Below are 21,042 nucleotides of genomic sequence, written 5' to 3'. Positions count from 1 at the left end.
CGTTCAGCCCTCCAGCGGCAGGTCCTGCGACCAGTCGACGTGCAGCGTGCGCGCGGCGAAGCGCCACGTGCCGCCGTCGAACACGCAGCGGTCGCGATAGCGCATCCCCCAGTCGAGCTTGCGCTTGACGCCATCGCGCATGTACACGTGACACGCGACGCCGTAGGTCTCGACATCGGCCTCGCCGCCGTCGAGCGTGACGAGCTGGTTGTGCACGTGATGCTGGGTCGTTTCGTAGCGCTCGATCACGCCCATGCCAGCGACGATCGCGTCGCGGTCGTCGAAGCGGAAACCGGGGCCGTCGAGCTGCGCGTCGGCGGTGAAGAGGGTGGCGAGGCGCGGCCAGTCGCGCCGGTCGACGGCTTGCGCGTAACGGCAGGCGAGCTCGTACAGCGCGTGGCGGGGATGCGAATCGGTCATGCGTACTCCCGTGAATGAACGGAAAGACTCGGCCGCGCCGCGAGCGCGGACGCGGCGGCATTGCGACGTCGACGCGCAGGTTCGCATCGGACCGATCGATCCTCATCATCCATACGGAGCAGGGCAAGGATCGGGGAAAACACCGGGATCGACGGCAGCGCATCGTCCGATGCTGCGACGCGGCGGCGAATGCGTAGCCAATCGCAGCAAGCCGCGACAGAGGCTTTCCGGATCCCGGCGACGGCTCGGGCGTTCAGTAATGCTGCAACGCGGAATGTCGAAGGGAACCCGCTTCGCGTTTGCCCCTAGTCGAAATGGACGATGGCCGGCGGGCCGGCGCTGGCTACCGTGCAGTCATCCGGTGCTGCTGCCTGCTTGCCCGAGGCCGGTGCGCCGGACACGAACCGCGACAGCGGCCAACCGGAGGGGACGACGATCATGAGACTGACGACTCGCAAGCTGTGCGTACTGGCGATGGGTACGTTCGCGGCCATGGCAATGGCGCGATATGGTGCCGAGCAGGTCCCGTCGCCACCGTATGCGGCCGGCATCCTGCAATGCCGCACGGTCGACCCGAACGGCCTGCCGACCGGTTGCGTGCCGATCGATCCGTCGCACTTCGGGTTCGCCGCGTTGCGCGGCATGTAACACCGGCGCGGCCGCGCGACGCGCCGATTCGATGCCGCGTCGGCGCCGTCGCGATGCGGCGGCGTTCGGACGGACGGGGCCTGGTCGAGCGCCGCGATACCTGCGATATCCGCGATACACGTGCTGAGTGTCGCCCGGCGCGTGCTGCCCATCCGGTTTCCTGCTGTCGTTCGACTTCCCCGCCCACGGCACCGAGCGCGATTCGCATGCACGCCGTCGAGCGCTCGCATCGGCCAAGCGCCGCTGTTCGTGTCGGGCTTGCCCGGCGGTGCTGCGCCCCGGCTGGCACCTTTCACCGATTCCCTTCACGCCGACCCATTACCCACATGTCATCCGAATATTCCCTGACCCGCCCCCTGAACGTCCGCGACGTGCATCGCTGGGACGCCGAACACGATGTCGTGATCGTCGGCTTCGGCGCGGCCGGCGCGTGCGCGGCGATCGAAGCCGCGAGCGCCGGCGCCGACACGCTGGTCGTCGAGCGCGCGTCGAGCTACGGCGGCACGAGCGCGCTGTCCGGCGGCGAGATCTACCTCGGCGGCAGCGGCGGCACGCCCGCGCAGCGGCAGGCCGGCTTCCGCGACGACACCGAGGACCTGTACCGCTACCTGATGCTCGCGGGCGGCCGCGACGCGGACGAAGCGAAGGTGCGCCTCTATGCGAGCGAGAGCCTCGCGCACCACGACTGGCTCGTCGCGCAGGGCCTCACGTACAAGAACACGTTCATCGCCGAGCGGATCGTCGAGCCGGAAACCGACGACTGCCTGATCTGGTCGGGCAGCGAGGAAGCCTGGCCGTTCAGCGAGGCCGCGAAGCCGTGCCCGCGCGGCCACACGCCGCAATGGCCGGGCTGGGGCGGCGGGCAGATGCTGATGCGCGTGCTGGCCGAGCGCGTACAGGCGCTCGGCGTATCGACACGCTACGACACGCGCGCACTGGCGCTGATCGTCGACGATGCAGGCGCCGTGCTCGGCGTCGTGCTGCGCGCATACGGCGAAACGGCATGCGTGCGGGCGCGCCGGGCGGTGATCCTGTGCGCAGGCGGCTTCGCGATGAACCGCGACATGGTGCGCAAGCATGCGCCGCAGTTTCTGCGCTCGGACGAACCGATCGGCAGCCCCGGCGACGACGGCTCGGGCATCCTGCTCGGCCAGAGCGCGGGCGGCGCCGCGATCCACATGGACCAGGGCTTCGTGAGCCTGCCGTTCTACGCGCCCGAATCGCTGATCCACGGGATCTTCGTGAACGCGCGCGGCCAGCGCTTCATCAACGAGGACGGCTATCACGGCCGCACCGGCCATCACGCGTTCCACCAGGCCGACGACCGGATCTACCTGCTGGTCGACCAGGCGACCTACCAGGAGCCGCCCACGATCGCGCGGATCGGCATCGCGGCAGCGGGCGAGACGTGGGAGGAAGTCGAGCGCGACCTGCAGATGCCGGCCGGCACGCTGACGGCGACCGTCGAGGTCTACAACCGCCACGCGGCCGAAGGCGCCGATCCGCTGTTCCACAAGGCGAGGAAATGGCTGAGGCCGCTGATCGAGCCGCCATTCGTCGCGCTCGATTGCCGGATCGACTACGCGTTCTATCCGCATTTCACGCTGGGCGGGCTCGATACGCTGCCGACCGGACAGGTGCTCGACGCGGCGCGCGTGCCGGTGGCGGGCCTCTATGCGGCCGGCCGCACGACCTGCGGGCTGCCGCGCTGGGGTGCCGGGTACAGCTCGGGACTGTCGCTGGCCGACGCGACGTTCTTCGGCCGGCAGGCCGGTCGTCACGCCGCGTGCTCGGCGAGCGAGGCGTTGCGCAGCGCCGCATGATGTAGCGCACGCGTCGTGCGGAAAGGGAAAGCGACGACGCCCCGGGCAACCGTGTTGCACCGGGGCGTCGTCGTTTCAGGCGGATGTCGGCGGATCGTCCGTGCGCCGTCAACCAAGGTCGAGCGCGTTCGTCAGATCGCCCGGCGGCGTTGCGCCGCGCGACGCGAACGCCTTGTCGCGCGCGGCGACGCCATCGAGCGGTGCAAGGCCGTGCACGCGGCTGATGAAGCGCAGGATCGAGTTCGTGTCGTACATCGTGTGATCGACGTAGCCCTTCTTCGCGAACGGCGAGATCACGAGCGCCGGAATCCGCGAGCCGGGGCCCCAGCGATCGCCGACCGGCGGCGCGACGTGATCCCACCAGCCGCCGTTCTCGTCGTGCGTCATCACGATCACGGTGTTCGCCCACTGCGGGCCGCGCCGGATGCGCTCGATCACGTTCGCGATGTGGCGATCGCCGGATTCGACGTCCGCATAGCCCGCGTGCATGTTCAGGTTGCCCTGCGGCTTGTAGAACGTGACGGCCGGCAGGCGGCCCGCGTCGATGTCGGCGATGAAGCGGTTGGTCGACGGCTCGTCGCCGAGGCCTGCGTCGCGCAGGTGCTGGCGGCGCGCGTCGGTGCCCGGCGCATAGTTCGCGAAGTAGTTGAACGGCTGGTGGTGGTACTGGAAATCGGGCACCGTGCCCGTGTCGCGGTGCTCGAGCGCGTACTGCCACGCGCCGCTGTACCACGCCCAGTCAACGTTCTTTTCCGACAGGCGATCGCCGATCGTCGCGTAGCCCTGCGGCGGCATCACGCGATGGTCGGCCGGATCCGCATAGGCGGCGTTGCCCGGGTCGGCCGGCGGCACGTAGCTCGGCTGGTACGGCGGCGCCATCGTGTTGACGCCGTAGCCGTCGGGCGTCAGCGGGCCGTCGACCGCGAACTTCGGCGGGCCGTCGAGCGCGGACGCGGGCGAATCGGCGGCGAGCGTCAGGCGCGTGCCGGCCGGGTCGTCGCCGTCGACCTTCGACAGCAGCTTCGCCGCGTGCGGATGCTTGTGCGCGTCCGGATAGATCGGCGGCTGCGCGGAAATCAGGAACATGTGATTCATCCACGAACCGCCAAAGGCCGCCATGAAGAAGTTGTCGCACAGCGTGTATTGCCGCGCGAGGTTCCACAGTCGCAGCGTGTCGGCGGAATTGCGGTAGTGGCCCATCACGAGGCCGCCCGAATCGGCCCACGCGGCGAACTGGTTGTTGCGGCCCGCGGCGATCTGCATCTGGTTCTGGTAGAAGCGGTGCCACAGGTCGCGCGTGATCACGCCGTTCGGCAGCGGCTTGCCTTGCGCGTCGGCGATCCGGAACGGCGCGTTCGGCAGCTTGTCGAGGTCGCGCTCGGCGATCGCGTAGCGCTTGCCACCCACTTCCTGCGCCTGCGGCACGAGCCCGCCCCAGATCTTCGGCAGCACCGGCAGCGGCGTCTTGCCGTCGCGATCGAGCTGCTGCGCATGCTCGGGCTTCACCTCGCTCAGCGGATATTGCACGCCCGGGAAATCCCCGTACAGGTTCGTGAAACTGCGGTTCTCCGCATAGATCACGACGATGTGGCGCACCGCCCGGCGTGGTCTCGCAGCCGCCGAGCGCGACGCCCGCGCCGAGCGCGGCGAAGCCGCCGAGCAGGCGGCGGCGGTCGGGATCAACGGGAAGGTCGTCGGGGCGATCGGGGGTGTCGTTCACGTCGTGTGCTCCTCGAATGGTCGGTTGTCGTTCGATGCGCGGCAGCGTCGCACAGCCTGCCGCGACGCGGGACGGGACGCAACAGCCGGCGTTGCGCACGGGCGGGGCGATGCCCGGTGCGAGGTCGACGGTCACAAAAATGTCACGAAGGCGACTATAACGCGGCCGGCGACGTCGATGAAAGGTATTTGTCGGACGATGCGGGACGCTTGCGTGAGAGCTAGACTGGAAGCACGGGCGGCGCGTTGTGGCGCGCTGTCCGCGCGAACGGCGCCCGGCGGTGCCTTCGCGGTGTCATTCATGCGACGAAACGAGGCGACGATGGCGCGGATGCATTCCGTGTGTGCGTGGCTGCCGATGCCGCGCGCCGGCAGGGCGTGCGGGCTCGAGCAAGCGCGCCGCGCGGCGCGACCGGCCGGCCCGATGCCATGGACAGGAAATTCGATTACGCAGGATTGCTGATCGCGGCGGGCTTCTTCGTGCTGTTCGCCGCGCAGTTGGTGATGCTGCGCCCGGCGTCGACGATGATCGCGTACAGCGACTTCCATCGGCTCGTCGCCGCGCGGCTCGTCGACGATCTCGACATCGGTCCGACGTCGATCACCGGCACGCTGAAGATGCCGCAGGCCGGCACGATGCTGCCTGCGTCCGAAGTCGCGGCCGTGAAGGAGGACGGCACGCCGCCGCGCTTCGTCACGAACCGCGTGACCGACCCGCAGCTGATCGATACGCTGACCGCGGCCGGCATCCGCTTTCACGGCGCGTCCGACACCGGCTGGATCACGTCGCTCGCGTCGTGGCTGGTGCCGCTTGTCGCGTTCGTGTTCATCTGGAACCTGATGCTGCGCAAGCGCGGTGGCCTGCAGGACTTCACCGGGATGGGCAAGAGCCGCGCTCGCGTGTACGTGCAGCAGGAAACCGGCATCACGTTCGACGACATCGCGGGCATCGACGAAGCGAAGGCCGAGCTGCAGCAGCTCGTCGCGTTCCTGCGCAACCCCGATCGCTACCAGCGGCTCGGCGGCAAGATCCCGAAGGGTGTGCTCGTGGTCGGCGCGCCCGGCACCGGCAAGACGCTGCTTGCACGCGCGGTGGCCGGCGAGGCCGCGGTGCCGTTCTTCTCGATCAGCGGCTCGGCGTTCGTCGAGATGTTCGTCGGCGTCGGCGCGGCGCGCGTGCGCGACCTGTTCGAGCAGGCGCAGCAGAAGGCGCCGTGCATCGTGTTCGTCGACGAGCTCGATGCACTCGGCAAGGTGCGCGGCGTCGGCCCGATGTCGGGCAACGACGAGCGCGAGCAGACGCTCAACCAGCTGCTCGTCGAGATGGACGGCTTCCAGGCCGGCTCAGGCGTGATCATCATGGCCGCGACCAACCGGCCGGAGATTCTCGATCCCGCGTTGCTGCGCCCGGGGCGCTTCGATCGTCACATCGCGATCGACCGGCCCGACGTGAACGGCCGCCGCCAGATCCTCGGCGTGCACGTGAAGCGCGTGAAGCTCGCGGCCGACGTCGACCTCGGCGAACTCGCGTCGCGCACGCCGGGCTTCGTCGGCGCCGATCTCGCGAACGTCGTCAACGAGGCCGCGCTGCATGCGGCCGAACTCGGCAAGCCGGCGATCGGGATGGAGGACTTCGACGAGGCGATCGACCGCGCGTTGACGGGGCTCGAACGCAAGAGCCGCGTGATGAACGCGCAGGAGAAGCTGACGATCGCATATCACGAAGCCGGCCATGCGCTCGTCGCGGAAAGTCGCGCACACTGCGATCCGGTGAAGAAGGTGTCGATCATTCCGCGCGGCGTGGCGGCCCTCGGCTACACGCAGCAGGTGCCGACCGAGGATCGCTACGTCCTGCGCCGCAGCGAATTGCTCGATCGCATCGATGCGCTGCTCGGCGGACGCGTCGCGGAAGAGCTCGTGTTCGGCGACGTGTCGACGGGCGCGCAGAACGATCTCGAACGCGCGACCGCGATGGCGCGCCACATGGTCATGCAGTACGGGATGAGCGACAAGATCGGGCTGGTGAGCTTCGACGACGGCGAGGCGCGCACCGGCATCCCGGGCGCATGGCATGCGGGCGACGGCCGCTGCAGCGAGCACACCGCACGGATGATCGACGACGAAGTGCATATGCTGCTGACCGATGCGCATGCGCGTGTCGCGGCGACGCTCGGCGAACGTCGCGATGCGCTCGAGCGGATCGCGCAACGGCTGCTCGCGCGCGAGGTGCTCGAACGCGATGCGTTGCAGGCGCTGATCGACGGGCGCGAGGAGCCTGACTCCGGGCCATCCATGACCGATCGCGGGCCGTGCGCGGGCGCGAATGCGCCGGAGCAGGCGTCGGCGGTCGAGCGCGATTTCGTCGCATACGGGCCGCCGCGCGAACCCGAGCGCTGAAGCGCGGATCTCTCGCGCAGCCCGCGGGCGGCCACGATCGCGCCGCACCGGCGCTGCGACTCACACTTGCCGGCGCGCCATTGCGCCGGCGTTCCTTTTCCTCTTTCCAGTCACGGAGTCGCCATGAGCGAGGCGCACGTATCGGTCGATGTCGCGCAGCATGCGCGTTTCAGTTTCGAAGTCACGTTTGCCGGCACCGAGCTTTCGCCGGTGCTCACCGACGAACCGCCGCCGCTCGGTGCCGGGCGCGGCCCGAATCCCGTCCGGCTGCTGGCCGCGGCGGTTGCGAGCTGCCTCGCGGCGAGCTTGTTGTTCGCGCTCGAGAAACAGCGCGCCGATCCGCAGCCGGTCACTGCGCATATCGAGGTCGACATGGTGCAGAACGAGGCGGGCAGGGTGCGGGTCGGCGCGATGGCCGTGACCTTGTCGGTCGGCAAGGCGTGGGCCGATCTCGCGGCGGCGACGCGCATGCTCGACCGGTTCGATGCGTATTGCGTGGTGACCGAGAGCATGCGCGAAGGCATACCGATCTCGGTGGCGGTGCAGGACGTGAACGGTGCGGTGCTCGACCGCGAGATGACCGGCGTGTGAGCGTGCGTCAGGACTCGGTGGCGGCGGCGACTTCCGCCGCTTCGGCGAGCGCGTCGAGAAAGCGCGTGCGCCACCAGTGCACGTCGGTCTTGCGCACGATCGCCATCAGCGCGTCGTGACGCTGGCGGCGTTCCTCGAGCGGCATCGCGAGCGCGCGCTGGATCGCCTGCGCGGTGCCCTGCGTGTCGTACGGGTTGACGAGCAGCGCGGATTTCAGCTGTTCGGCCGCGCCCGCGAAACGCGACAGCACGAGCACGCCGGGGTCGGCCGCGTCCTGCGCGGCGAGAAACTCCTTCGCGACCAGGTTCATCCCGTCGCGCAGCGGCGTGACGAGCGCGACGCGGCTCGCGCGGTAGAGGCCCGGCAAGCGCTTGCGCGCGACCGTGCGGTGGATGTAGCGCATCGGCATCCATTCGAGTTCGCCGTAGTCGCCGTTGATCGCGCCGCACAGGCTGTCCATCTCGCGCCGCAGGTCGTCGTACGCACCGAGATCCTCGCGGCTCGGCGCGGCGATCTGGATCAGCGTCGCGCGGTCGCGGTTCTCCGGATACTGTTCGAGCAGCTGGCGAAACGCATGCACGCGCTGCGGCAAGCCCTTCGTGTAATCGAGCCGGTCGACGCCGACGAGCAGCTGGCGGCGCGAATACTCGTCGCGCATCCGCTCGAACATGTCGATCCCGTCGCGATTCGCCGCGAGCGCCGCGAATTCGTCGACGTTGATGCCGATCGGGAACGCGCCGGCCGACAGCGTGCGGCCGAACGCGCGCAGGCGGCCGTCCGGCAGCCGCGCGGCGCCGGCTTCGGCCTCGACGTAGTGTTCGAAGTGCAACAGATCCGATTCGGTCTGGAAGCCGACGAGGTCGTATGCGAACAGCGAGCGCATCAGCCACTCGTGCTCCGGAATCGCGGCCATGATCGGCGGCGGCGGCATCGGAATATGCAGGAAGAAACCGATCGGGTTCGTGCAGCCCATCGCGCGCAGCTCGGCCGCGAGCGGAATCAACTGGTAGTCGTGAACCCAGACGGTATCGTCGGGGCGCAGCAGCGTGCTCAACTTGCGCGCGAACAGCTGGTTCACGCGACGGTAGCCGTCCGCGAAGCGCCGGTCGAACTGCGCGAGATCGAGCCGGTAGTGGAACACCGGCCACAGCACGTTGTTCGAGTAGCCGAGGTAATACGCGTCGTAATCCTGCGGATCGAGATCGATCGTCGCGAGCTGGATGCCGCCGACGTTCTGGATCTGCACGTCGTCGCCATGTGCGGGACGCTCGCCTTCACCGCGCAGCCTGCCGCTCCATCCGAACCAGACGCCGCCCGATTCCTGCAGGCTGTCTTTTACGGCCACGGCAAGCCCGCCTGCCGCGGCTTTACGGGGATCTGCGATGCGATTGGATACGACGACGAGTCGGCTCACCAGCTCTCCTGCGAATGGTTGGGGAAGGTTCGTGCGGCCAGGGCGTGAGGCGGACGCCGCCATCGACGCGAGGTGCGATGGGGCCGCGATACGGGCGGACGGGAATCAGGGCACGCGATTCGCCGTTCGAACGTGGAGTGCTTTTTTAGGATACTCGTCATTCGGCCGATTTAAAAGTGCATGACCGGGATCAGCGAATCGGCATACCCGGCGCGATGCGCGTCGTTCCGTGCATTTGGCGGGCGGGACCGGAAATTGCGCGGCAGGGTGCGCGGGGGAAGCGGAGAGGAGAGAGCGGGGCGCAGACGAGGGCGAGCGATGGTGTTCGTCACGCGTGCGCTGTCGATCGCAGCGATTCCGATCGACCGTGGTGCGCGTTGTCGAAGCGACGCGTGCGAGGATGCGTGCCGCGAGGACGTGGAGCATATCGCGACACGCGTGGTGTATCACGTCGGCACGTCCGCGCGGGCACAACGACACCGCCGCACGCAGACAGCACGCAATGCGCAGCCGGGCCGTGTAATGCGCGGCCGCGCATCGTGTCCTGCATGGCAGGAGGCTTGATCGCGTTACACGGCGGTAGCCTGCCAGCGCGACGCGCCGTCGGCCGCGTGAGTGCGCGCGTGTGCCGAGGTCGCATGTTCGCCACCGGCCGGCATCCGGAACGCGGACACCGTCCCCGACAGCTCGCGGCCCTGCGCTTCGAGCGACTTCGACGCGGCCGCGGCCTGTTCGACGAGCGCCGCGTTCTGCTGGGTCGTCTCGTCCATCTGCGTGATCGTCAGGTTCACCTGGTCGATCCCTCGGCTCTGTTCGGCCGATGCCGCCGCGATTTCGCCCATGATGTCGGTGACGCGCGCGACGGCCTGCGTCACGTCCGACATCGTCTTGCCGGCTTCGCTCGCGAGCGCCGAACCATCCCGGATCGTCCGCACCGACGCCGAGATCAGTTCCTTGATTTCCTTCGCGGCGGTCGACGAACGTTGCGCGAGGCTGCGCACCTCGCTCGCGACGACCGCGAAGCCGCGGCCCTGTTCGCCCGCGCGCGCCGCTTCGACGGCCGCGTTCAGCGCGAGGATGTTGGTCTGGAACGCGATGCCTTCGATGATGCCGGTGATGTCCGCGATCTTCGACGAGCTGTGGCCGATTTCCGTCATCGTGTCGACCACGCGGCCGACCACCGAGCTGCCGCGCTGCGCGACGTCCGACGCATTCGCGGCGAGCGTGCTCGCCTGCTGCGCGTTTTCCGCGTTCAGGCGCACCGTCGACGTGAATTCCTCCATCGTCGCGGCGGTTTCCTGCAGCGATGCCGCCTGTTCCTCGGTGCGCTGGCTCAGGTCGAGGTTGCCCGATGCGATCTCGCCCACCGCGTGCGCGATGCTGTTCGACGAATCGCGCACGCGGCCGACGATGCCGATCAGCCGTGTATTCATCGTGTGCAATGCGTCGAGCAGGTCGCGCGTCTCGTCGTTGCCGCTCACGCTGATGCGGCTGCCGAGATCGCCGTTGGCCACCGTGCGCGCGACGTCGACCGCCGCGACGATCGGCACCGTGATCTTGCGCGTCAGCCACAGGCCGCCGCCCACCGCGACCGCGAGCGCGATCAGGCAGATGGCGGACAGCACGTTGCGCTCGGTCGTGTAACGATCCGCGAATGCCTGCGCGATCGCGAGTTCGCGCTCGTGCGTATAGGTTGCGTACGCATCGGTTGCGCGAACAAGTTGCGCGAGCAACGGACGGCAGCGATTGTCGATATCGGCGGTCGCATCTTCCTTCTTGCCGGCCTGCGCGAGCCCGACGATATTCAGCGCGACGGGCCCGTAGCTCGCTTCGACGCGCACGATCTCGGCGACCAGTTCGCGCGCGCGATCGGTCGTGTCGGTGGCGTTCGCCATCATGTCCTTCAGTTTCGCGAGATGGTCCTGCACGTCCTTGTGCGCCTGCTGCACTTCGGCCAGTTCGAGCTGGATGTCGGACGGCGTGGTCACGAGCACCAGGTTGCGCGCGGCGATCGCGCGCCGGTCGACCGACGTACGGATTTGCGCAGCCAGGTTCGCTCGCGCGTTGACGCCGTTCACGTACCGGGAAAACTCGTCGTTCGTATCGGACAGTGCTTTCAGCGCCATGCCCGACACGATCACGACGACCGCGGCGAGCAATCCGAAGCCGCCAAGCAGTTTTGCTTTGATGGTTATTCTGGCGATTTTCACGAGATGCCTCTCTGCGAGTGGGTGGCGAGGGGATTTATTGTTCGACCGGATACGGGCTCGTGCCGTCATTAACGGGTGTATCGGATATTTCTTTACCCTTCGAAAACCCTGATTTCGATTTTTTCTCGCCGGAAACCCCCATGGGAAAGCCTCTTTGATCTAGATCAAAAAAAGCCGGCGATCACTGATGATTCTCGCGTTCATACGCGGAACTCGATATTGGTCATTATCGAAAGTTAATAGATTCGAGATCGGTTGATCGCACCATCCGATCGATTGCATTTTTGATTGATGGGTGAACTGCGCATTTACTTCTGCGCGGTCTGCGGTGCGATTCGGTCCCGTAAAACGGGTGCACGGACGTGCGCCCGGTCGAACGGCCCGCGACCGGTGCCGCAGGCCGTCCGACGGTCAGAACGTCGTGCGCAGGCTGGCCATCACGCTGCGGCCGCCTTCGGGTGCGAAGCCGCGTACGACCGAGGTCGCGTAGCGGATCTCCTGGTTCGTCAGGTTGTCGCCGCGCAGGTAGGCGAGCCAGTGCGTTGCGCCGACGCGGAACTTGTATGTGAGCATCACGCCGAGCGACGTGTAGCCGTCCGTCGAGAAGTCATTGTCGGGCACGCGGTGCTGCGACCACGCATGCGTGACCTGCGCGCGCGCACCGAACGGGCCATAGCCATAGTCGGCCGCGAGCGTCGCACGCAGCGGTGCGATGCGCGGCAGCGGCTGGCCGGTGTCGACGTTGCGCGCATGTGTGTAGTCGGCGGTCAGCTCCAGGTCGACCGTATGGCCGCGCCGCGAGAACGCGCGCCACTTGCCGTCGAGTTCGACGCCGTAGAACTCGGCGCGCACGCCGCGATAGATCGCTTCGTCGAGCGCCTCGCCGGTGCCGGGCGCGACCGGTTCGCCGTCGTCGTTCACGAGGCGGCCCGTGTTGTATTCGGTCAGGTAGTTCGAAAAGCGGTTGTAGAACACGCCGACGCTGCCGCGGTTCGGGCCGCTCGCGTAGCGTAGCGACAGGTCGGTCGACACGGCCTTTTCCTTCGACGCGTTCGGGTTGCCGATCAGGAACTGGCCGGTTGCGTCGTGCGGGCCGTTCGAGTACAGCTCGTAGAACGTTGGCGCGCGTTCCGTGTACGCGACGTTCGCCGCGACCGACCACACGGGCGTCAGCGAGAACAGGGCGCCGGCTGACACGCTGCCGGCATTGAAGTCGCGCGGCTGCGCGAGCGCGAATTTCTCGACGCCGGCCGGATCGGGATCGACCTTCACGTGCTCGAAGCGGCCGCCGAGGCTCAGCTTCAGCGCCGGGTCGACCTGCCATTCCTCGAGGCCGAACAGCGCGACGCTGTTCGTGCGCGTGGACGGCACGAGCATTTCGTCGCCGAGCGCCGAGAACGTGTTCTGGCCGAACTGCACGCCGATCGCGCCCTCGAACGGGCCGATCCTGCGATGCCGCGCCTCGATGCGCGCCTCGTAGCCGCGGTTGCGGAAGGTCGTCGCCGTTTCGCCGTTGTCGACTTCCTTGTGGCGATAGTCGGTGTACGCGAAATCGAACTTCAGCTTCGTGAACGGGCCGCTCAGGTTGCGCACCTCGGACGCGAGCGCGAGGCGTTCCTGGCGCATCCGCAGGCGCACGTCGTCCTCGGCGACGGAGCCGTAGTTCGATTCGTAGCCGCTGTACGACAGGCCCGCGAAACCGTCGGCCCACGTGTACGACGCGCCGACGGCGCCGCCGTGTACGCGGCCGTCGCTGTTCGGGACGTTGCCGGCCGGTTGCGGCGTGTCGGGATCGTCGAGCGCGCGTTGCTGGCTGCTGCGCGCATCGCCGGGAATCCGCAACCTGCTCGTTTCGCGGTCGAATGCGTCGACATGGAACGCGAAGCGGCCGTTGCCGCCCTCGACCTGTGCGGCGCCTGCGCGCACCGAATTCGCGCCGCCATAGCGCGCGTCGAGCGCACCCGTCACGCCTTCGATCGCCTCGCGCGGAATCCGGTTGTCGATCGTGTTGACGACGCCGCCGACCGCGTTGCCGCCGTACAGCAGCGCGGCCGGACCGCGCACGATCTCGACGCGCTCGATCGACAGCGGGTCCTGCGGCACCGCGTGGTCGTACGACAGCGACGATGCGTCGTACGCTGCAACGCCGTTCTGCAGCAGCCGGATCCGGTCGCCATCCATCCCGCGGATGATCGGGCGGCCGACCATCGGCCCGTACGTGGTGGTCGACACGCCGGGCAGGCCGTCGAGCGTTTCGCCGAGCGAATCGGCCTGGCGGCGCGTCAGCGCGTCGCCGGACAGTTGCACGGTCGGCGCGATCAGCTCGGTGTCGCCGAGCGGGTTCGCGGTCACGAAGATAGGCGCGAGCGGCGTGGCTTGCGTCGGCGTCGGTGTCGATGGGGCGGGCGTATCGGCCTGCGCGTGCGCGACGGCGGCGAACAGCATCAGCGAAACGGGCGAGAGCGGGCGAAGCGGGAGACGAGGGAGGTCGCGCATGGTCGGTGAATCGGTTGGAATGGGTTGGAATGGGTTGGAATCGGATCGGGAAACGGGGCATGCGGGCGTCAATCGATACGATATATTGTTGCATCATCGGCGCGCAGTGACCCGCTGGAACATGATTTGGCGATGCCAGGCCGGCCAATGAGAACGGGGGGCAGCGGGCGAGCACGTGAAATGATATGTTATATCATTTCGAATTCAAAGCAAAACGGCGTCGGGCTGCAGGGTTTTCGACCAACGGCTGAAATAGCTGCGAAAGCAGAGGCGGGTCGTAAAACCGGCGCCGGGGCCGGTGGCCCGCGCAACCTGCCGCGCGATGGATCCGCCGCGCTCGCGCGCGTTTCTCGCCCCGTTGATGCGTATCAAGGCGTTCCGGTTTCCAGCCCGGATACTGGCTCGGTCATCGACCAGACAGGAGCGACACGTGACACAAACCATGAAAGCGGCCGTGGTACACGCGTTCGGCGAACCGTTGCGGATCGAGGAAGTGCCGATCCCGACGCCGGGCGCGGGCCAGATCCTCGTCAACATCAAGGCGTCGGGCGTCTGCCATACCGACCTGCATGCAGCCGACGGCGACTGGCCCGTGAAGCCGACGCTGCCGTTCATTCCCGGACACGAAGGCGTGGGAATCGTCGCGGCGGTCGGGGCGGGCGTCACGCACGTGCGCGAGGGCGATCGCGTTGGCGTGCCCTGGCTCTACACGGCATGCGGTCACTGCGAGTACTGCCACACCGGCTGGGAAACCCTTTGCCACGGACAGCAGAACACCGGCTATTCGGTCAACGGCAGCTATGCCGAATACGTGCTGGCCGATCCAGACTACGTCGGCCATCTGCCGGCGCAGGTGGCGTTCGACGAGATCGCACCGATCCTGTGCGCGGGCGTGACGGTCTACAAGGGCATTCGCGTCACCGACACGCGTCCGGGCCAGTGGCTCGCGATTTCAGGCATCGGCGGGCTCGGTCACGTGGCCGTGCAATACGCGCGTGCAATGGGCCTGCACGTCGCGGCGATCGACGTTTCCCCGGCGAAGCTCGCACTTGCGCGCGAGCTTGGCGCACAGCTGACGATCGATGCGTCGGCCGACGATCCGGCGAAGATCATCCAGAAGGAGATCGGCGGTGCGCACGGCGTGCTGGTCACGGCCGTGTCGCGCAGCGCGTTCGCGCAGGCGCTCGGGATGGTGCGGCGCGGCGGCACGGTGGCGCTGAACGGCTTGCCGCCTGGCGATTTTCCGTTGCCGATCTTCTCGACCGTGCTGAACGGCATCACGGTGCGCGGCTCGATCGTCGGCACACGGCGCGACCTGCAGGAATCGCTCGATTTCGCGGCGGACGGGCTGGTGCGTGCGCATATCCATCGCGACCGGCTCGGCAACATCAACGACATATTCGCGCGGCTGCGCGAAGGGAAAGTCGACGGTCGCGTCGTGCTGACCGACATGCATTGACGCACTCGGGCACGCCGCCGCGACGCGCGGGACGTCGCGGCGGCGCTGCGCTCACGCGCGCATCACGGCGCGAAGAACACGTCGGTGCGGTTCGTCAGGTTGCCTGCGCTGGTCTGGACGAAGAACGGATGGAACGACGACGACGGCAGCACGTCGAGCCCCTGGTAATCGCCGATGAAGAAGCCTTCCGCGTTGGGCGCGATCTTCATGTCGAACGGGCCGCCGACGCGCCGCTCGTCGGCGAACGTCGCTCCGCCGTCGTGCGAGATCTTGCGCCAGAACCCGGTCGGCAGCGTCGTCGTGTTGCCGGCCTGCAGGTCGCGGAAGTCGTAGTAGGTGACCATCACCGCGCCGGCGTTGTTGACGCGCACCGACGGATTGAACGCCGGGCGCCCGGTCGGCGTGTTCACCTGCAGCGGCGCGCTCCAGCTCGCGCCGCCGTCCGTCGACGTCGACAGCGCGATCTCGTCGTAGCTGCCGCCGTTGAAGCGGCTGTCCTGCCAGACGACGTAGAGCTGTCCGGACGCCGGATCGATCGCGGGCTCCGGAATGATGTCGCCGGTGCGCACGGGCTCGCCGGTGTTCGGATCGGTCACGCCGACCGTCTGCAGCCCGGCGATCACCTGCGGCTTCGTCCAGGTGGCGCCATCGTCGGTCGACTTGACGAATGCGACCTTGCCGGCCGCCTTGCTGAACGGCGGCTGGATCAGGTCGAAGAAGTCGTAGAGCGTGCCCGTTTTCGGATCGACGACGATCTGGTTGCCGATCGTCTGCTGACGCGACGGCGTGTTGACGATGACCTTCGCGCGGCTCCAGGTCTTGCCGCCGTCGACCGTCTTCGAGAAGAACGTCGGCCCGCGGTAGGCGGCCGTGTGCAGGTTCGCGTACGGGTTGCCGTTCGGCAGTTCGAGGCGGTCCCACACGGCATAGGCGGCGCCGGCCTTCACCGGGTTCGCCGTCACCGATTCCTTGTCGTTGAAGAACTGCGTCGTCGGCTCGTCGTTCGCGATCAGCACGGCCGGGCTGCTCCATGTCTGTCCGCCGTCGGTCGACACCGATGCCGCGACCGCATTGCTGTTGTTCGACTGGTTGAACGAGATCGACACCGAGTACGCGGTGCCGTCCGGCCCGAACGACACCCACGGGTCGGAAGCGCGTTCGTACTTGAGCCCGCCGGGCGCGCACGCGCTGAATGGCTGCGGCGTGCGTGCCCAGGTCGCGCCGCCGTCGAACGTATAGCCCGCGACGAGCCCGTGGGCGCCGCCGTTCGACCAGCGGTCCTGCTGCCACACGCCGATCATGTTGGTCGGGTTCGCCGGGTTCACCGACAGCCACGGTTCGACCTCGGCGTTCACGTAGTTCGTGCCGGGGCCGCCGATCGTGCAGGCGGCGAACGGACTCGGGCCGGACACGACCACGGGGTCGGCATGGGCCGCCGCGGCGGCGGCCATCGCTACTGCGGCAGACAGGCGGGTGACGCGGGTGACAAGGGAGGGGGACACGATCGTGCGTCGCATGGACTGCTCCTCGTTGACGTGCGGTGGCGACGGCGCGGCGACGCAACGCGAACCGGTACGCGGCAACGGATGCCGTGCAACGCGTCGGGTCGTGTGGTTCAGGAGGCCGCTTCGGTCATCGCTATCCGCGTGTGCTGGACGCCGCCAGCACGTCGGTTAAGACTCCTCTTCTTTTCATTGCTTGTCGGGCGCGTCTTGGGATGTGGACCCGACGGGAAGGCCAGTCCGTGCATACGACGAATGCAGCGAAGTGGATTGCAATGTAGGCGATCCCTATGCGCCAAGGGATGCAATTTTTTGTAACAGAGCGTAGTCGGAAAGCGTTGCCGAAGCGGTGCGTCAGGAACGCAAAATTTGCCGCCGTGAATGCCGGAAAAGCGAATCGAAAACGCGAATCGCAATCGCTTTCGGTTGCGACGCTCGGGTCGTATCGTATCGATGGCGTGCCGCGTGTCGCGTGCCGCGTGTCGCGTGCCGCGTGCCGCGTGCCGCGACTGACGCGACGCGTTGTCCGTGCCGTTCAGCGCTCGGCCGGAAAGCGGTCCTGCAATGCGTGCAGCCAGCGCGCGACGACGTCGAGTTCCGCGTCGGAAAATCCGTCGCACAGCTTGCCGTTCAACTCACGCAGCAGCCCGCGCGCACGCTTGAGCGCCGCATGACCTTCGTCGGTCAGGAACAGGCGCGTGGCGCGCCCGTCGTCCGAATCGGCGTGACGCGCGAGCAGGCCGGCCTTCGCCATCCGGTCGGCGAGCCCCGTCATCGCGGACGGCGCCAGTTGCAGCGCCGCGCCGACTTCACCGATCAGCGCGCCGTCCTGCTTTGCGAGGCAGAACAACACGCCGGCCTGCGCGGCACTCGCGCGCGAATCGGTCTCGGCCTTGCGGTCGACCCAGCGCTGCACGCGCCGCTGGCCGATGTTCAACAGGAAAAACAGTCGTCGGTGTTCGCTCAAGCTCGGTTCCCGGCAGCAATGGAAAGGGACGGGCGGCCCGCTTCGCGCGGCGCGTCGAGCGCTTGCGCGAGCCAGTCGGCGACCGCGGGCCACAACACGGTACCGGGCCGGCTGCGGAAGAAGCCCATGTGTCCGACCGGCCCGCTGCCTGCGGCGTGCGGATCGATCTGGCGGCGTTCGACGGCCGCCCGGGTCAGGTAGCTTACCAGCAGGTCGATCGCGGGCGGGTTCGCCCACGGATCGTCGTCGAAGCCGAGCGCGAGGATCGGCAACCGCTGCTTCGAGAAGCGCTCGGCCGCGCCGAGCGTCGGATCGTCGAAGAAGTAGCGCGGCAGCGTGGTCCAGCGGCTCCATTCTCGGAACACGCCGGCGGGGAGGTCCTCGCCGAGGCCGAGCCGCTTGCCGGGCACGTAGCCGAGCAGCGCGGACGCGAGCGGGCCGAGCACGCGCAGGATCAGCCGCACCTTCAGCCGTTCCGCCGCGCGGGAAATCAGCCGCGTGCTGCCTGCATGCGCGGCGACGAGCACGGCCGCGCGCAGGTGCACAGTGCCGGCCGACAGCCCGATCGCGTGGCCGCCGACGCTGTGCCCGACCGCCAGCAGCGGCAGCCCTTCGTACGCATCGCGTGCCCACGCGATCGCGGCGCCGACGTCGAGCTCGACCCAATCGCGCATGCGCGCCTGCAGCGCGCTCAACCGCGCGGGCCGCGACGCGCCAATGCCGCGATAGTTGTAGGTCAGCGCCGCGAAGCCGCGCTCGGTCAGGAAGCGCGCGAAGCCCGCATACAACCGCTCCGGCACAGCGGTTGCCGGATGGATCAGCACCAGCGCGCGCGGTGGCGCGTCCGGCGACCACAGCGTGCCGCGCAGCGTGTAGCCATCGGCAGCGGAAAACTCGATGGGTTCTGACGTCATGGCCGTTCTCGTTCCGGGTTTTATTTCGTATGCGAAATATAGTTCGTGATTTATTTCGTGCGCGAAATATCTATCGAGGAATCATTCGAACGGGTTCCCTGCAACCCGGCGGACGGCGTCGCTACGTGGCGGCCTTTCCATAAAATATTTGCATCTTTGCAAAGCAGAATATTGCGTTTGTCTCATGACGCGGATCGACGTATCTTCACCGGTTCCATCCCGTTCGCCGGCCGCCTGGCCCGGCGGACCAAAGGGCGCCGCCATCACGCGGCAGCCCGCCAACCTCCGGGGAGATCACGTTGTTGAGCCGAATCGTCACAGCGCTGCTGCTCGCGCTCGCCGCGCAGCCGGGCATCGCGAAAGACACCGTCACGCTGCGCGTCGGTGAACAGAACTACTTCAACATCCAGGCGTCGATGGAGGCATCCGGCGTGTTGAAGGACCTGCCTTACTCGATCGAGTGGAAGCACTTCCAGGCCGCCGCGCCCGTCGCCGAGAGCCTGAACGGCAACGCGATCGATATCGGCTTCCTCGGTGATTCCGCGCTGCTCACGCTGGCCGCGCGCGGCGCGCCGGTGAAGGTCGTCGCGGTGTCGCGGCAGAGCCTCGACGGCGTCGCGATCCTCGTGCCGAAGCACTCGCCGGTGCGCACCGTCGCCGACCTGCAGGGCAAGACCATTGCCGTGTGGCGTGGCGCGTGGAGCCAGCAGCTCGTGCTGCGCGCGCTCGAACACGCCGGCTTGCGCGCGGATTCCGTCAAGTATGCGTACCTGATGCCGATCGATGCGACCAATGCGCTCGCGAACGGCTCGGTCGACGCCGTGTCGCTGTGGGAGCCGTTCGTCAGCACGCTTGCGCTGCGGCAGGGCGCGCGTCCGGTGACGACCGCGCAGGGGCTGATGCCCGCGCTCAGCTTCGTCGCCGCGAACGAGCAGGCGGCTACGGCCAGGCGCGCGGAGATCACGGATTTCCTGAGGCGTGTGGTGGCCGCACGCCAGTGGGTCGACAGCCATCCGCGCGAGTACGCGGACCTGTGGGCGAAGCGCGCGAAGCTCGAGCCGGACGTCGCGTACCGCTGGCTCAACAACGCGCACCAGCGCGTGGGCCCCGTCGACGACACGGCCGCGAAGGATGCGCAGAACACCGCCGACTTCCTGCACAAGGCCGGCGTGATTCCGGGCGCGTACGACACGGCGAAGCTGCTCGACCGCTCGTATGCAGGCGCGTTCGCGGTGCCTGCGCAGAAGACGGCCGCCGCTCCGTGACCGTGCCGCCGAGTCGTCCCATTCCGATCCACCGCCAGAATCACCAGAAGGACAACCCGACATGCCTGTCGACATCATCGGCATGATCACCGCGACACCCGGCGCGGAGGTCGACGTACCGGGCGGCGGCGCCGTCCAGCCCGACTATGTGCGGCGCTTCGCGCAGGCGCACGAAGCCGCCGGCTTCGACCAGGTCCTGGTCGGCCATTTCAGCAACGCGGCGGATGGCTTCATCGTCGCGTCGTTCGCGGCCGCCGCGACCGAACGCATCCGCATCCTGCTCGCGCACCGGCCGGGCGTGATCGTGCCGTCGGCCGCCGCGCGGCAGATCGCGACGCTCGACGTCTTCACCGGCGGGCGGCTCGCGCTGAACGTCGTATCGGGAGGCGACGACATCGACCTCCAGCGCGACGGCGATTTCGTGCCGCACGACGCACGCTACCGCCGCACCGGCGAGTATCTCGACGTGCTGAAACGGATCTGGCTCGCCGATGCACCGGTCGATCACGACGGCGCGTTCTACCGGCTGCGCGGCGCGTCGCCGGTCGTGAAAGGCGCGCAGCGGCCGCACGTGCCGATCTATTTCGGCGGTTCGTCGCCGGCCGCGCTGGCCGTGGCCGGGCAGCACGCGGACGTCTACATGACATGGGGCGAGCCGCTCGCCGCGGTGCGCGAGCAGGTCGCGCGCGTGCGGGCCGCTGCGGCGCCGTTCGGACGCGCGCCGCGCATCAGCGTGTCGTTCCGGCCGATCGTCGCGGATACCGAAGCCGCCGCGTGGGAGAAGGCCGAGGCGATCCGCGAACGCGTGCGTGCCGCGCGGCTCGCGAACGGCCAGCCGATCGATGGCCATGCGCCGCAGAACGCGGGCTCGCAGCGGCTGATGGCCGCGGCCGCGCAGGGCGACGTGCTCGACGAGCGGCTGTGGATGGGCGTCGCGAACCTGACCGGCGCGCGCTGGAACTCGACCGCGCTCGTCGGCACGCCCGAGCAGGTCGCACGATCGCTCGGCGCGTATTACCGGCTCGGCGTGTCGACGTTCCTGATTCGCGGTTTCGATCCGCTCGACGATGCGCTGGCCTATGGGCGGGATCTGATTCCGGCGATTCATGCACATGTGGCGGAACTCGACCGGCATCACGCGGCGGCGACGGCATAGGCGACGACGCGACGACGGTCGATTCTTCGTTTCGCCCCGGCATTTCGATCGTGAAGTGCCG

The 21,042-nt window shown here is 68.1% G+C and carries 15 protein-coding genes and 1 pseudogene; 7 read left to right on the top strand and 9 right to left on the bottom strand.

Features of this window, described 5'->3' with window-relative positions; genetic code table 11:
- Window positions 1-3: 3 nt before the first annotated feature.
- Window positions 4-420 (bottom strand): nuclear transport factor 2 family protein, encoded by a 417-nt coding sequence (locus DIE15_RS00915; protein WP_124832020.1) that lies wholly within the window; start codon window positions 418-420, stop codon window positions 4-6.
- A 438-nt stretch (window positions 421-858) separates the two neighbouring features.
- On the opposite strand from DIE15_RS00915, the gene DIE15_RS00910 reads away from it, so the two are divergent.
- Window positions 859-1,068 carry a hypothetical protein gene (locus DIE15_RS00910; protein ID WP_057925184.1) on the top strand — a complete coding sequence of 70 codons (210 nt, stop codon included), beginning with the start codon at window positions 859-861 and terminating at the stop codon, window positions 1,066-1,068.
- Window positions 1,069-1,394: 326 nt separating this feature from the next.
- Window positions 1,395-2,891, top strand: coding sequence for an FAD-dependent oxidoreductase (locus DIE15_RS00905; RefSeq protein ID WP_057925128.1), 1,497 nt, complete (start codon window positions 1,395-1,397; stop codon window positions 2,889-2,891).
- 108 nt (window positions 2,892-2,999) lie between these two features.
- Here DIE15_RS00905 and DIE15_RS00900 read toward each other — a convergent pair.
- Window positions 3,000-4,611: pseudogene (locus DIE15_RS00900) on the bottom strand (acid phosphatase).
- Between the two features lie 428 nt (window positions 4,612-5,039).
- Between DIE15_RS00900 and ftsH the strand changes: the two are divergent.
- The gene (gene ftsH, locus DIE15_RS00895; RefSeq protein ID WP_057925130.1) at window positions 5,040-7,007 is read left to right on the top strand and encodes an ATP-dependent zinc metalloprotease FtsH; all 1,968 of its coding nucleotides are present in this window, start codon (window positions 5,040-5,042) and stop codon (window positions 7,005-7,007) included.
- A gap of 123 nt (window positions 7,008-7,130) precedes the next feature.
- Entirely contained in the window at window positions 7,131-7,598 is a 468-nt protein-coding gene (locus DIE15_RS00890) for an OsmC family protein (protein ID WP_057925131.1), read from the top strand.
- A 7-nt stretch (window positions 7,599-7,605) separates the two neighbouring features.
- Here DIE15_RS00890 and otsA read toward each other — a convergent pair whose 3' ends face one another.
- From otsA to DIE15_RS36820, 4 genes are all read right to left on the bottom strand, one after another.
- The gene (gene otsA, locus DIE15_RS00885) at window positions 7,606-9,012 is read right to left on the bottom strand and encodes an alpha,alpha-trehalose-phosphate synthase (UDP-forming) (protein ID WP_124832018.1); all 1,407 of its coding nucleotides are present in this window, start codon (window positions 9,010-9,012) and stop codon (window positions 7,606-7,608) included.
- 569 nt (window positions 9,013-9,581) lie between these two features.
- Window positions 9,582-11,222 carry a methyl-accepting chemotaxis protein gene (locus DIE15_RS00880; protein WP_124832016.1) on the bottom strand — a complete coding sequence of 547 codons (1,641 nt, stop codon included), beginning with the start codon at window positions 11,220-11,222 and terminating at the stop codon, window positions 9,582-9,584.
- A gap of 411 nt (window positions 11,223-11,633) precedes the next feature.
- Window positions 11,634-13,718 carry a TonB-dependent receptor gene (locus DIE15_RS00875; RefSeq protein WP_244104793.1) on the bottom strand — a complete coding sequence of 695 codons (2,085 nt, stop codon included), beginning with the start codon at window positions 13,716-13,718 and terminating at the stop codon, window positions 11,634-11,636.
- 204 nt (window positions 13,719-13,922) lie between these two features.
- Window positions 13,923-14,090 carry a hypothetical protein gene (locus DIE15_RS36820; RefSeq protein ID WP_185734321.1) on the bottom strand — a complete coding sequence of 56 codons (168 nt, stop codon included), beginning with the start codon at window positions 14,088-14,090 and terminating at the stop codon, window positions 13,923-13,925.
- Between the two features lie 58 nt (window positions 14,091-14,148).
- Between DIE15_RS36820 and adhP the strand changes: the two genes are divergently transcribed.
- Complete coding sequence (gene adhP, locus DIE15_RS00870; protein WP_057925136.1) at window positions 14,149-15,177, top strand: alcohol dehydrogenase AdhP; 1,029 nt, start codon at window positions 14,149-14,151, stop codon at window positions 15,175-15,177.
- A 62-nt stretch (window positions 15,178-15,239) separates the two neighbouring features.
- On the opposite strand, the gene DIE15_RS00865 is transcribed toward adhP, so the two are convergent.
- The 3 genes from DIE15_RS00865 to DIE15_RS00855 all read right to left on the bottom strand — a co-directional run bounded on the left by DIE15_RS00865 (window position 15,240) and on the right by DIE15_RS00855 (window position 18,560).
- The gene (locus DIE15_RS00865; RefSeq protein ID WP_124832014.1) at window positions 15,240-16,694 is read right to left on the bottom strand and encodes a sialidase family protein; all 1,455 of its coding nucleotides are present in this window, start codon (window positions 16,692-16,694) and stop codon (window positions 15,240-15,242) included.
- Between the two features lie 520 nt (window positions 16,695-17,214).
- Complete coding sequence (locus tag DIE15_RS00860; RefSeq protein ID WP_057925138.1) at window positions 17,215-17,646, bottom strand: MarR family winged helix-turn-helix transcriptional regulator; 432 nt, start codon at window positions 17,644-17,646, stop codon at window positions 17,215-17,217.
- Window positions 17,643-18,560 (bottom strand): serine aminopeptidase domain-containing protein, encoded by a 918-nt coding sequence (locus DIE15_RS00855; protein ID WP_057925139.1) that lies wholly within the window; start codon window positions 18,558-18,560, stop codon window positions 17,643-17,645. Before DIE15_RS00855 ends, DIE15_RS00860 begins: the two co-directional genes overlap by 4 nt.
- 299 nt (window positions 18,561-18,859) lie before the next feature.
- Here DIE15_RS00855 and DIE15_RS00850 point away from each other — a divergent pair, with 299 nt between their 5' ends.
- Both DIE15_RS00850 and DIE15_RS00845 read left to right on the top strand, forming a co-directional pair.
- Window positions 18,860-19,825, top strand: coding sequence for an ABC transporter substrate-binding protein (locus DIE15_RS00850; RefSeq protein WP_124832012.1), 966 nt, complete (start codon window positions 18,860-18,862; stop codon window positions 19,823-19,825).
- Between the two features lie 61 nt (window positions 19,826-19,886).
- Window positions 19,887-20,981 carry an LLM class flavin-dependent oxidoreductase gene (locus DIE15_RS00845; RefSeq protein ID WP_124832010.1) on the top strand — a complete coding sequence of 365 codons (1,095 nt, stop codon included), beginning with the start codon at window positions 19,887-19,889 and terminating at the stop codon, window positions 20,979-20,981.
- Window positions 20,982-21,042: the final 61 nt, after the last annotated feature.

This window comes from Burkholderia sp. Bp9031 (genome assembly GCF_003857965.1).
Classification (GTDB): Bacteria; Pseudomonadota; Gammaproteobacteria; order Burkholderiales; family Burkholderiaceae; genus Burkholderia; species Burkholderia ambifaria_A.
The sequence above is the reverse complement of the archived record's forward strand: the minus strand, read 5'-3'. Positions and strand labels throughout refer to the sequence as shown.